Origin of the sequence: Pseudomonas sp. 8209, from assembly GCF_028682105.1 — a bacterium.
In the GTDB taxonomy this organism is placed as follows: domain Bacteria; phylum Pseudomonadota; class Gammaproteobacteria; order Pseudomonadales; family Pseudomonadaceae; genus Aquipseudomonas; species Aquipseudomonas palmensis.
In genome coordinates, this window is the sequence record NZ_JANIAH010000004.1 from 158,003 (window position 1) to 170,565 (window position 12,563).

Here is a 12,563-nt window from a genome sequence, read left to right on the forward strand (position 1 = left end):
CGGCGCAGCAACTTTATTGTGGGGGCGTAGCAGCCGGCCTTGCCGGCGATGGCGTGCATGGCGCCCCTGGCCCGGCGTAGCCGGGCATCGCCAGCAAGGCTGGCTTCTGCACAAAGCCAGTTTGCTGGCGTTCAATCCCACAGCCGCCCGATTTCCATTCCCGCTTCGAACCGATGTGCCACCTGGGCCTGCAACAGCTCGGCCGTGGCCAACGCATCGGTCAGGGCATGGTGCGCGTGATACGGCGGCAGGTGATAGCGCGCGCGGCTGTCGGCCAGGCGTATCGAGGCTGGCGGCCGGCGCAGCAGGCGGTCCCGCCAACTGCGTTTGCCACGGTGCAGCAGTGCTTCCAGCTGCATGGTGTCGATCACCGGAAACTCCAACCCCTCACCCAGGTGCCGTCGCACCGCATTGTCGAGAAACCCGCGTTCCAGGTTGCGGTAATGCACCACCATCACATGCCCGGCCATGGCTCCCAGCAACGCGTTGAGCACATGGGGCAGGGTGGGCGCATGGCGGATGTCGCTGTGGGTGATGTGGTGGAAGGTCACCGACTCGTCGCTCAGTTCGGTGCGCGGTTTCACCACCCAGTAGCGCGCCTCGGCGCAGCGGATGCGCTGCAGGGTGAAGGGCATCAGGCCAATGCTGACAATGGCATCCTTCTGCGCATCCAGCCCGGTGGTTTCCACATCCAGCGCCAGCAACGGCACCTGCTCCAGGGGAGTGCCAGCCGGCACCACGCCGGCGGCATAGAAGTTCTTCAGCAGCGGGTTGCGCGCCTGGGCTGCCAATGCCTGAAAGCGCGTTGCCCAGTCGATACGGTCGATACCACGCGGCTTCATCGCGAGTGCCGCACGATGCCAGGGTAGCGAAAGCGCAGGAACTTCTGCGCATGGCTCAGCACCTGGAACGCTTCCTTGAGGTTGTGTCGCTCGCTGCTGGAGAAGCGCTCGGGCTCGATGTAGTTGTCCGGCTGCTGGCCGTTTTCGAGGGCGTCCACCTGGTGCCGAATGCGCACCATCGACAGGAACTCCAGCGCATAACGCAGGTGCTCGATGGCCGCCGGCTGCATCAGCTTGGTGGCGCTGATGGCTTCCAGGCGCTCGACCGAGTTCTGCGCGGTACTGGCGCAGGCCAGGGCATGTACGCGAATCAGGTCGGTGAGCGGTGCGGTGCCGCGGCCCTTGAGGTTGATGATCTGTTTCTGGCGGCCGTCGGTTTCCATCACGAAGGTGCGGAAGAACCCCAGCGGCGGCGTACGGTTCAGTGCATTGCGCGCCATGGCGGTAAGAAAGGCGGGGCTGGCGCTGGACTTCTGCGCGCACAGGATCTTGAGGGTTTCCACCAGTTCCAGCTGGCCATACACCCCGTCGAGGTCGAAGAAGATGCTGCTGTTGAGCAGGGTGGCCGCGTTGGGTTTGTCGATCCACTGGGTGAAGTAGCCCTTCCATACCCGCAGCGGCTGGCGCCACTGGTCGTTGGTGGCCATGATCCCGCCCTTGCAGTAGCTGTAGCCGCACGCGGCCAGGCCGTCGCTGACGAAGGTGGCGAGTTTGAGGAAGTAGGCGTCGTGCTGCACCGGGTCGAAGCTGTCGTCCAGCACCAGGGCGTTGTCCTGGTCGGTGACCAGCAACTGTTCGTCCCGCGCCATCGAGCCCAGCGCCATGAAGCAGTACGGCACGGGCGGCGGGCCCAGGTCGCGTTCGGCCAGTTCCAGCAGGCGCTGGGTGAAGGCGCGCCCGATGCCGGAAATCGCGCTGCCGATCATGTGCGCGGTGGCGCCATCGCGCACCATGCGCACATAGGTGCCGCGCAGGTCGCGCAGCAGCGAGCGCAGGCCGGCCACGCTGTTCTGGTTGGAGATGCTGTTGACCAGGTGCAGGCTGCTCTGGGACTCGTGGCGGATGATGTCCGACAGGTTGATCAGCCCCAGCGTGCGGCCCTTGTGCACCACCGGCAGGTGGTGGATGTTGCGCCGCAGCATGCACAGCATGGCTTCGAACACCGAGTCGTTGGCCTGGATCACCACCGGATCGCTCGACATCACCGTGCTGATGGGCAGGCTGCTGCTGAGGTCGGCGGCCAGCACGCGGGTGCGCAGGTCCCGGTCGGTGACCAGCCCCAGCAGTTTGTCGGGGGCATCCGGTACCGGTTCGACCACTGCCACGCACGACACGCTTTCGGCGGCCATCAGGCGCGCCGCGTCCAGAATCGAAGTGTCCTGGCTCACCCACACCAGGCTGCGCGAGAGCAGGGTGCGTGCCTTGAGCTGGATCAGCTCGCTGGCGCGGCCCTGGCCTTCGACAGCGGACTTGAGACGCGAATGTCCTTCGGCCTCCACGAACTCGGCAAAGCTGTCGTGCTGCTCGCACAGTTCGGCAAACAGGTCTGCTGGAATGAAGTAGATCAGGCTGTCTTCCAGCGCCTTGGCCGGAAAGCGCACCTTGTTGCTGCGCAGCAACCCGGCCTGGCCGAAGATGTCGCCTTCGCCCAGGCGGTTGTAGAGCTCGCCGTTGCGCCGGTAGATCTCCACCGCACCGCTGCGCACGTAGTGCAGGTCCTGGATGCTGGCGCCTGCTTCCAGGATGGTGCTACCGGCCTTGAAATAGCTCACCTGGATTCGTGGCGCAATGCCATTGAGGGTTTCTTCGGGCAGGGCGTCGAAAGGGGCGAAACGGTGGAGGTGATCGCGAACCTCCAGAAGCTCGATCTGCATGCAACCTCGCTGAATGTGGGCGTGAAGTGGACCGGGGCTCAGGGCCGCATCAACGGCTCGACGCCGATCCAGGATTTTTTCGGGTGGTGGCACAGTTGCAGTGGCGCCACAGTAACCGACTGCCCGTCGATTTCCAACGTGCCCAGGTTGATCGTCCACTTGGCGTCGGCGTTGAAGTCCGGGGTGTTGAACGCGACGTAGACCGAGCCATAGCGGCTGTTGTTGGTGAGCTTGGGAATGCGCCGGTGCACCTCGTCACTGTTGATGTCGAACGGCGAGGGGCGCACGTAGTCCTTGCCCGAAAGCGGGAAGTCGTTGTTCAGCGCGCCCAGGTAAAGGTCCGGGCGGGCCGCCAGGCGCTGGCCATTCTCGAAGGTCAGGTAGGCCTTGCGGCTGTCGTACAGCATGGGGATGGGCGCTTCGCCCGACCCTGGCTTGAGAGGCTGCTGGCGATTCTTGTTGAAGCCGATCACCTGCACGTAGAACTCGCGCTGTGGCGAGCCATGGGGCACGCTGAAGTAACCCTGCGTGTAGGGTCGATCTCTCCACATCAGCGCATGGTCGTAGAGGTAGGTGTACAGGTAGAAGGTCTTGACCCCGTGCGCGGTCGGCACCTCGAACACCTGGCGCGACTCGCACAGGTCGGCATAGGCCGGGCGCTCTCGCGGGTAGGGCACGCAGGCGACGAGCAGGGCGCTCAGGGCAAGGGCAAGAGGAAAGCGGTGGAACAGAACGTGCAACATGCCGGGCCTCCCTGGCTCGATAGCGCTGCGCAAGCAGTCAACGTGTAGTGTCGACGCCCTGTACTTGTCGAGGTTTTATCAGGCTTTGCGCCGGAATTCCGAACATTTCGTGCAACCGCCATATCATCGGCAGTGTCAGCGCTCTCGTTCCATTGAGTACTTCGTAGACCCGGTTCTTCCGGCCGATTGCCGGTACCAGGTCGGCGGCGCTCAGGCCGGACTGCTCCATTCTGAAGCGAATAGCCTCGATGGGGTCGGGCAGGTCGAGCGGAAACTGCTTGGTCTCATACGCCTCTATCAGCGTGACCATGACATCGAAGTAATCACCTTCGGGCGTGCCGGGTTCCGGCTCGTTGTCGAACAGCTCGGACACTGCGTTCAACGCGGCCTGGTAGTCCTGCTCGGTATGAATTGGGTGAATGTTCACAGGATCACTCCATCTCAACGGTGTCGGCGTCAATGCCATCGTATTGTTCGTGAGTACCGACAAACTTGATGTAGATGGCTTCGAAGCGATAGGCCACGGCAGCCACGATCCGATAGTCATTGCCTTTGATATTGAACACCACTCTGCGACTTTTGAGGATGCTGGCATTGCCGAACTGCGCCTTGATATCCGCAGGCGTGGACCATCTTGCCTGCCTGGCTTCGTCAATCCATGAGAGCAAGGGTTGCTTGGATGCAGGATGCTTCTCGGAAAATGCTTTCAGGTGACTGATGGCAATGATTCTCATAAGGCCCCATTCTGGTCCCAAGGCGGGACTTTTTCAAGCGCGACTTCCAGTTGTTCGTCGCTTGATGACGTCAGACGTTGCCCTCTGGACCACGAGCAACGCCTGAGTGTTATCGGCGAATGGCCAATGTTCAATTACCAGAGTGCAACGGTGTACGACAGGATCAGCCGGTTCTCGTCCAGGTCGTTGCCGAAATGCGTGGAGCGTACCGTGGCGTTGCGCCACTTCACGCCGACGTTTTTCAGCGGGCCGCTTTGCACCACGTAGCCGATATCGGTGTCGCGCTCCCACTCTTTGCCATCGGGCCGCCCCGCACCCAGGTCGATGCCGTCGCCGCGCAGGTAGCGGGTCATGAAGGTCAACCCCGGCAGGCCCACGCTGGCGAAGTTGAAGTCGTAGCGGGCCTGCCACGAGGTTTCGTCCTTGTTGGCGAAGTCGCCGATCTGCACGAAGTTCACCAGGTAGGCATCGGCGCCGTTGAGGTAGGCAAAGCCGGTGTCGCCGCGCATGCGCTGGTAGCCCACACCGAAGGCGTGGCCCTGTATGCCATAGGTGAACATCGCCCCCAGCGCCTTGTTGTCGACGTTGCTGGCGCCGTCGTCGCTGGAGCGGGCGAACCGGATATCGCTTTTGAGCGACTGCCCCTCACCCAGCGCCCAGGTGTGGTTCAGGCCCACGAAGTGCTGGCGGTAGAGGTTGTCGAGCGCACCGTAGCTGTAGCTGGTGCTCAGGCTGTCGGTCCACTTGTAGCTAAGGCTGGCGAAGTCGAAGCGATCGCTGTCGCTGCGCCGGGCCACGATGTTTTTTGCCGCGCCCGTGGTCACGCCCATGTCCTCGTAGTCGGTGGAGTCGCGCTGGTTGACCTGGCGCAGCCGGCCGATGTCGAGGTTCAGGTTCTCCAGCTCCTGCACGTTCAACTGCCCGCCGGAAAAGGTCTGCGGCAACAGTCGCGAGTCGTTTGGCATCAGCACCGGCAGCCTGGGTATCAGGGTGCCGACCTTCAACACGCTGTGACTGGCGCGCACCTTGGCGGTCAGGCCCAGCTCGCTGTATTCGCCCTGGGCACGGCGCGGTGCCTCGCGGTCACGCTGCAGCAGGCCGCTACCACTGCGTTCGGGGCTGGAATCGAGCTTGAGCCCGAGCAGGCCGATGGCGTCCACCCCAACGCCCAGGGTGCCCTCGGTAAAGCCGGACTCGTAGCGCAGCACAAAGCCCTGGGCCCATTCCTCGGCCTTGGACTGCGGGGCCTCGTGCTGGCGAAAGTCGCGGTTGAAGTAGAAGTTGCGCAGTTCCACGCTGGCCTTGCTGTCATCGACAAAGGCCGCGTTGGCCGTGCTGCAAACGCCGGCGAGTGTTGCCGTGGCCAGCAGGCCAAGGCTGAACGGTGGGAAAGTGCGGTGCATGGTAAATCCTCTTTTTTGTTTTTATGAGGTGCAGCGATGCCCGCACGGGCCGCCGTAGCGGCCCGTGACAGGGGTTGCAGTGGTTCAGTGGCTGACGGCGGTGGCGGCACCCAGGCCAGTCTGTGCGCGCACGAACTGGTCGTCGAAGGCGGCACGTTCGCGGGCTGCGCGGGCGCTGCGGTCGAGCCTGGACACAATCACCGTGACCAGGAACGCCAGCGGCATGGAAAACAGTGCCGGATGGTCATAGGGGTAGATCGCCTGGGCGTTGCCCAGCACCGACACCCACACCGCCGGCGACAGGATCACCAGCCCCAGCGCGGTGATCAGCCCGGCAAAGCCGCCGGCCAGCGCGCCGCGGGTGGTCAGGCCTTTCCAGTACATGGCCATGATCAGCACCGGGAAGTTGGTGGAGGCGGCGATACCGAAGGTCAGGCCCACCAGGAAGGCCACGTTCTGCTTCTCGAACAGGATGCCCAGCAGGATCGCGATGATGCCCAGGCCGACGGTGGCGATACGGGTCACGCGCATCTCGTCCTTTTCGCTGGCGGTGCCCTTTTTCCACACGGTGGCGTAGAGGTCATGGGAGATGGCCGACGCACCGGCCAGTGCCAGGCCCGACACCACCGCGAGAATGGTGGCGAAGGCCACCGCCGACAGGAAGCCCAGGAACAGGTTGCCGCCCACTGCCTTTGCAAGGTGCATGGCGACCATGTTGCCGCCACCGATCAGCGCGCCCTTGAGGTCGCCGTCCACGTAGAACTGCGGGTCGGTGCCGACGATGACGATGGCCGCGTAGCCCAGCACCATCACCACCAGAAAGAAGAAACCGATGAAGCCGGTGGCGTAGAACACCGACTTGCGTGCTTCCTTGGCGTTGGGCACGGTGAAAAAGCGCATCAGGATATGCGGCAGCCCGGCGATGCCGAACACCAGCCCCAGCGACAGCGACGCGGCGTTGATCGGGTCGGCCAGCATCGAGCCGGGGCCCATGATGCTCCAGCCTGTGCTGTGCACGTTCACTGCGCGACTGGCCAGGGTTTCCAGGCTGAAACCGAACTCGGCCATGGCCAGCAGCGCCAGGGTGGTGCCACCGGCCAGCAACAGCACGGCCTTGATGATCTGCACCCAGGTGGTGGCGATCATGCCGCCGAAGATCACGTACACCAGCATCAGGGCGCCCACCACCATCACGGCGGTGCTGTAGTCCAGGCCGAACAGCAGCTTGATCAGTTGCCCGGCACCCACCATCTGCACCACCAGGTAGCAGCACACCACGGTCAGCGAGCCGAAGGCGGCGAAGGTGCGGATGCGGGTCTGGTCCAGGCGGTACGACACGATGTCGGCAAAGGTGTAGCGCCCCAGGTTGCGCAGGCGCTCGGCCATCAGGAAGGTGATGATCGGCCAGCCGACGAAGAACGCCACGGTGTAGATGAAGCCGTCGTAGCCCTTGGCGAACACCAGGCTCGACAGGCCCAGCAGGGTGGCCGCCGACATGTAGTCGCCGGCAATCGCCAGGCCGTTCTGGAAGCCGCTGATGCCGCCGCCGGCGGTGTAGAAGTCGGAGGTGGAGCGGGTCTGGCGCGCGGCCCACCAGGTGATCGCCAGGGTGCCCAGCACGAACACGAAGAACATCGCGATGGCGTGCAGGTTGACCGGTTGTTTGTCGGCCACCAGCGGCGCCGCGAAAGCCGCCGGGGTCAGCAGCAGGCTGCTCAGTACTAGCAGTGCGGTGCGGTTCATTTCGACTCCTCCAGTACCTGTGCGCTGAGGCTGTCGAAGCGGGTATTGGCGCTGCGCACGTACCAGCCGGTCAGCAGCCACGACAGCACGATCAGTGCCGAGGCCACGGTAATGCCGAGGGTCAGTTGGCGACCGTCCCCCAGCGGTGTGTGCAGCACCTGCGGGTAGAACGCCACCACCAGCATGAACAGGTAGTAGGCACCCAGCACTGCGGCGCTGAGTGACCAGGCCAGGCGCGATCGGGTGCGCACCAGTTGCTGGAATTTGGGGTTGGCGCGGATGCGGTCGCAACTCTGCGCGTGATCGGTTGGGGCGTGCGTCATGGGTGGGGCTCCTTTGTTGTTTTTATTGCCTGGGGCGGGCCATCGACTTTGTTGCGGGTGTGGGGCGTCAGGGCGGCGGGCAGGGCTCGCAGCCAGACGGTAAATGCTGTGGGGCAGGCGCCGGCGCGCCGCGATCAGGTCGCGGGGCGAGGTAACGTGCGCGGGGGTGAGCCGAGGTTGAGCAGGCTCGTACAGGCAGGGGCGAAGCCCTGGTGAAAATTCGACATGTGTGGCACCCGTTGGCTGATTGTTAGCTCTTGATGTCAGCTGCCCCCTTGTCGGTGGCGGCAGCGCAGATGGCTCCGGGCATCTTATATAACAATGTCGGGTTGTTATGGAAGTACTACCTGTGATGTATGGTAATACTACTATACGGTTAGCCATAAAAAGCTTCGCCGGCAAGGCCGGCTCCTACATGATCACGGTAGGATCCGGCCTTGCCGGCGAATGGCGTCGACGCGCTGTCGGAAAGATGCGCTCAGAACGCGAGCTTGTACCCGATCAGCAACAGCATCCCCGCCAGGCAAGGGCGCAGTACGTTGTCGGAAATGCGCCCGGTCAGGTGGCTGCCCAGGTAGATCCCCGGCAACGAGCCCAGCAGCAGGTAGCCCAGCAACGACCAGTCCATGTTGCCCATGCTGGCATGGCCCAGGCCGGCGACCAGGGTCAGAGGTACGGCGTGGGCGATCTCGGTGCCCACCAGGCGCCGGGTGACCAGGTACGGGTACAGCAGAAACAGCGCGACAGTGCCCAGGGCGCCCGCGCCAATCGAGGTCAGTGACACCATCACGCCCAGCACCACGCCAGTGACCACGGTCAGGGCGTTCAGGCTGCGTTCGCTGAGGTGGTAGCGGTCACCGGCGTGCTTGCTGGCAAACGCCTGCAACCGCGACTTGAACAGGATGGCCAGCGCCGTGAGGATCAGCACCACCGCCAGGCCCTGCTTGATCACGCCGTTGAGCGTCTGGGTGTCGGTATGCAGGGTGCTCAGAAACCACAGGGTCAAGGCCGCCGCTGGCACGCTGCCCATGGCCAGCAGCCCGGTGATCTTCCAGTCGATGTTCTTTTGCTTGCTGTGCACCCAGACGCCACTGGCCTTGGTGATGGCCGCATACAACAGGTCGGTGCCCACTGCAGTGGCCGGGTTGATGCCGAACCAGAGCAGGATCGGGGTCATCAACGAACCACCGCCAACGCCGGTCATGCCGACAATGAACCCAACAACCAGGCCTGCGATGGTGAAACCAAAAGAACCTACATCCATAAATACCTAAACACCCAGCGAGCCCGTGATCGGATGGCGCCAGCATAAAGGTTTTTTTATAGCCAAATAGACTTGTTCGTTATTAGTTTATAACCGTAACGCAGCAGGCGAGGGTGCCATCGACCGCCTGGGCGGCCGATGGGCGAGGGCGGGGGTCAGATCTTGAAGCTGTCTACCAGTTGCTTGAGGCGCCCGGCCTGACGCGCCAGGTCATCGCAGTGCTTGAGGGTGTCGTTGAGGTTGGCCACACCCTGCTGGTTGAGCACGTTGATCTGGGTGATGTCCAGGTTCAGGCTTTCGACTACGGCGGTCTGTTCCTCGGTGGCGGCTGCTACCGACTGGTTCATGCCGTCGATCTCGCCAATGCGCATGGTCACGCTGGTCAGGCGTTCGCCGGCCTGGTTGGCGACCTGCACGCTCTGCTCGCTGGACACCTGGCTGGCGTTCATGTTGTGCACTGCCTCGCGCGACCCCACCTGCAGGGTGGTGATCATCTTGTGGATCTCTTCGGCCGATTCCTGGGTACGGTGCGCCAGGTTGCGCACTTCGTCGGCCACCACGGCAAAGCCGCGACCGGCTTCACCGGCCCGTGCTGCCTCGATGGCGGCGTTGAGTGCCAGCAGGTTGGTCTGCTGCGAGATGCCCTTGATCACGTCGAGGATCTGGCCGATGTCATCGGTGCTGGCGTTGAGGGTTTCGATCTGCTCGCACGACTCGCTGATCTTCTGCGACAGCGCCGTCATCGCGCTGATGGTCTCCTGCATCACCTGGCGACCATCGTTGGCCTGGTCGCTGGCACCGCTGGCATGTTGCGAGGCATCGGCGGCGTTGCGCGCGATTTCCTGGGTGGCGGCGCCCAGTTCGTTGATTGCAGCGGCCACGCTGTTGGTGCGCAGGCTCTGTTCCTCGGAGCCGATGATCGAGGCGTTGGAGGCGCTCATCACGCGTTCCGACAGGTCGTGCACCTGGCGGGTGGCCGAGGCTACTTCGGAAATGGATGCATGGATGCGCTCCACGAACTGGTTGAAGGCACCGGCCAGTTCGCCGAATTCATCCTTGTTTTCCACGGTCAGGCGCCGGGTCAGGTCGCCTTCGCCCTGGGCGATGTCCTGCATGGCGCGGCCCATGGTGGTGAGGGGGCGCATCAGCACCGGAATCAGCAGGCTCAGCAGGCCGGCGATGGCGGCCACGGCGATCAGCATGGCGATGATGGCCGAGGTGCGGAACTGGCTCAGCGGGGCGTAGGCCTTTGCCTTGTCGATGGACAGGCCGATGTACCAGTCGGCCGACGGCAGGCCGCTGACCGGGGCGAACGAGATGATCCGCTGTTCGCCGTTGAGGGTCACGTCGTGCAGGCCGGCGGCGACCTGCAGGTTGCTGCCGGGGTAGATGTCCTTGAGGTTCTTCATGGCCTGGTCGCTGTCCGGGCTGACGATCATCTGCCCGTCGCGGTCGACCAGGAAGGCGTGGCCGATACCGCCGAAGTCCACGGCATTGATGATGTCCACCAGGGTGGCCAGGCTCAGGTCGCCGCCCACCACGCCGACCAGTTCGCCGTTGCTCTTGACCGGCATCGCAATGGTCACCACCAGTCCGCCGACAGCCGCCAGGTAGGGTGGGGTTAGCATGGGTTTGCCGGCGGCGACAGCAGCGGTGTACCAGGGACGCTGGCGCGGGTCGTAGCCGTCGGGCATTTTCGCGTCCGGGCGCTGGGTGAACACGCCGTTGGTCTGGCCCACATAGGTGAACTGGAAGTTCGATGTGAAGGCGGGCTGGTCGACCAGCCCGGGGAAGTCGGCATTGGCGCCCTGATGGGCGATGTTCTGGGCCAGGTTTTCCAGCACCAGGATGCGCCCGCTCATCCAGTTCTGCACACTGCTGGCTGTCAGCGCGCCGGCCTGGTTGACCGACGATTCGATGTTCTGGCGGATGGTGTTGCGTTGCAGGTAATCGTTGTAGAGGGTGAACAGTGCAAAGGCCAGCACGACGACTGCGCCGGCGCTGAGCAGGATCTTGTGGCGAAATTTCAGGTTCATGTTTCGAGACCTTTAGCCAGATAGGGGAAGTGACGGCGTCACGGGTCGGAGCCTTGTGAGCACCGCCATCGTGAATTGCACGCGACTGACCTTTCAGGTATCGGCTGAAACCACGAAATATTTACGTACCATTTTGACGCGGGGTCAGTCGGCCAGGGCTGCGGTCTGTCTCAGCAACCTCACCAGCTCCTGGGCAGCGCGTTGCAGCGGCTGCTGCTTGAGCCAGAAGGCATGCACCGGCAGGCGCAGTTCATTGCGGGTGTTGCGAAAATCCAGTTGCACCAGTCGCCCGGCCTTGAGCAGCGGGGCAATGCGCGACAGCGGGAAGTCGCCCCAGCCAAGCCCGGCCTCGACCATCTCGATGGCCATGCTCAGGCTGTCGGTGCGCCAGTGCGAGGCGCCGATCAGCACGCGGGGGTCGAGCATCGGCAAATCGCGGCTGGCCACCACGATCTGGCGCACGTTGACCAGGTCTTCGAGGTAGCGCACCTGCTCGCCCAGCGCGGGGTGATGGGGCGAGAGGGTGGCGGTCAGCGACTCCATGCCGACCTGTTCGAAGCGCTGGCGCGGGTCGACCGTCAGCCCGGCAAACGCCAGGCACAGCTGCACGCGACCCTCGTGCAGCAGGTGCAGCGCATCTTCCTGCGGGGCGCTGAGTACCTCCACCTGCAGCAGCGGGTGGCGCTGGCTGATCTGGCCGATGGCCTGGAGCAGCGGCTGGTGATCGATGTCGGGCACCACGCCGATGGCCAGTGTGCTTTCCAGGCCCTGGGAAAGCTCGATGGCGTGCACCTGAAGCTGCGTCAGCTGGTCGGCGATCAGCCGGGCATGGGGCTCCAGCGCCAGGGCCAGCGGGGTGGGGCGGGTTTCACGGTGGGTACGCTCGAACAGGGCAAAGCCTAGCTCCGCCTCCAGGTTGGCGATGGCCATGCTGACTGCCGAGGGTACCCGCCCCAATGCCCGGGCGGCAGCCGAGAACGAGCCGCGGTCGAGCACTGCAAGAAACAGTTCGATAGTGTCGCTGGAAAAATTCATCAGCCTCTCCTTTCAGTAAATCTGATAGCTGCTGACTTTTTCTGTCAAGAAGATTGACGCATCCTGCCGGCCGAATTTGATTTGCCGAGGGGTGAAAAGGTGCAAGGTCTGAAACGCAAGCTGGTGTATGTAACGGCCTATGAAGGTATCGGGCTGTGTCTGTCGACACTCGGGCTGGCGCTGCTGTCCGGCACCGCGCCCAGCAACACCGGGCCGCTGGCCGTGATGATCACCACCATCGCGATGGTGTGGAATTTCATCTACAACACCCTGTTCGAGTACTGGGAGAGCCGCCAGGCCACACGGGGGCGCAGCGTGGCCCGGCGCGTGGCGCACGCGATCGGGTTCCAGCTGACCCTGGTGGTGTACCTGATCCCGCTGATTGCCTGGTGGCTGGGGATTTCGCTGTGGGAGGCCTTCGTGGTGGACCTGGCGTTCATCATCCTGATCCCGTGCTACACGTTCCTCTACAACTGGCTGTTCGATCGGGTGTTCGGGCTGCCGAGTTCGGCATCGGCACAGGTATCGCCCGCCGTGTAGGTCGTGCAGGCCCGCGATGCTTTGCT

Annotated in this window: 12 protein-coding genes; 1 reads left to right on the top strand and 11 read right to left on the bottom strand. The window is 63.7% G+C overall.

Annotated elements, in window-relative coordinates; genetic code table 11:
- Positions 1 to 131: 131 nt before the first annotated feature.
- The 11 genes from NP552_RS09925 to NP552_RS09975 all read right to left on the bottom strand — a co-directional run bounded on the left by NP552_RS09925 (position 132) and on the right by NP552_RS09975 (position 11,997).
- On the bottom strand, positions 132 to 842 hold the full coding sequence (locus NP552_RS09925) for a 3'-5' exonuclease (RefSeq protein ID WP_043864532.1): 711 nt from the start codon (positions 840 to 842) through the stop codon (positions 132 to 134).
- Positions 839 to 2,716, bottom strand: coding sequence for a DUF294 nucleotidyltransferase-like domain-containing protein (locus tag NP552_RS09930; RefSeq protein ID WP_104572751.1), 1,878 nt, complete (start codon positions 2,714 to 2,716; stop codon positions 839 to 841). The genes NP552_RS09925 and NP552_RS09930 overlap by 4 nt, the downstream gene beginning before the upstream one ends.
- A gap of 38 nt (positions 2,717 to 2,754) precedes the next feature.
- On the bottom strand, positions 2,755 to 3,459 hold the full coding sequence (locus tag NP552_RS09935) for a hypothetical protein (protein WP_043864530.1): 705 nt from the start codon (positions 3,457 to 3,459) through the stop codon (positions 2,755 to 2,757).
- 37 nt (positions 3,460 to 3,496) lie between these two features.
- Positions 3,497 to 3,886 carry a helix-turn-helix domain-containing protein gene (locus NP552_RS09940; RefSeq protein ID WP_116055022.1) on the bottom strand — a complete coding sequence of 130 codons (390 nt, stop codon included), beginning with the start codon at positions 3,884 to 3,886 and terminating at the stop codon, positions 3,497 to 3,499.
- A 4-nt stretch (positions 3,887 to 3,890) separates the two neighbouring features.
- On the bottom strand, positions 3,891 to 4,193 hold the full coding sequence (locus NP552_RS09945; RefSeq protein WP_054915303.1) for a type II toxin-antitoxin system HigB family toxin: 303 nt from the start codon (positions 4,191 to 4,193) through the stop codon (positions 3,891 to 3,893).
- A gap of 134 nt (positions 4,194 to 4,327) precedes the next feature.
- Complete coding sequence (locus NP552_RS09950; protein WP_043864527.1) at positions 4,328 to 5,596, bottom strand: OprD family porin; 1,269 nt, start codon at positions 5,594 to 5,596, stop codon at positions 4,328 to 4,330.
- An 84-nt stretch (positions 5,597 to 5,680) separates the two neighbouring features.
- Complete coding sequence (locus tag NP552_RS09955) at positions 5,681 to 7,339, bottom strand: cation acetate symporter (RefSeq protein ID WP_058541320.1); 1,659 nt, start codon at positions 7,337 to 7,339, stop codon at positions 5,681 to 5,683.
- Positions 7,336 to 7,662 (bottom strand): DUF485 domain-containing protein, encoded by a 327-nt coding sequence (locus NP552_RS09960; RefSeq protein ID WP_274096688.1) that lies wholly within the window; start codon positions 7,660 to 7,662, stop codon positions 7,336 to 7,338. The genes NP552_RS09955 and NP552_RS09960 overlap by 4 nt, the downstream gene beginning before the upstream one ends.
- Before the next feature lie 478 nt (positions 7,663 to 8,140).
- Positions 8,141 to 8,926 (bottom strand): sulfite exporter TauE/SafE family protein, encoded by a 786-nt coding sequence (locus tag NP552_RS09965; RefSeq protein WP_043864524.1) that lies wholly within the window; start codon positions 8,924 to 8,926, stop codon positions 8,141 to 8,143.
- A 155-nt stretch (positions 8,927 to 9,081) separates the two neighbouring features.
- Entirely contained in the window at positions 9,082 to 10,962 is a 1,881-nt protein-coding gene (locus NP552_RS09970; RefSeq protein ID WP_254998473.1) for a methyl-accepting chemotaxis protein, read from the bottom strand.
- Positions 10,963 to 11,106: 144 nt separating this feature from the next.
- The gene (locus NP552_RS09975; RefSeq protein WP_043864522.1) at positions 11,107 to 11,997 is read right to left on the bottom strand and encodes a LysR family transcriptional regulator; all 891 of its coding nucleotides are present in this window, start codon (positions 11,995 to 11,997) and stop codon (positions 11,107 to 11,109) included.
- A gap of 99 nt (positions 11,998 to 12,096) precedes the next feature.
- On the opposite strand from NP552_RS09975, the gene NP552_RS09980 reads away from it, so the two are divergent.
- Positions 12,097 to 12,537, top strand: a complete 441-nt coding sequence (locus tag NP552_RS09980) for a PACE efflux transporter (protein WP_043864659.1) — start codon at positions 12,097 to 12,099, stop codon at positions 12,535 to 12,537.
- Positions 12,538 to 12,563 lie beyond the last annotated feature (26 nt).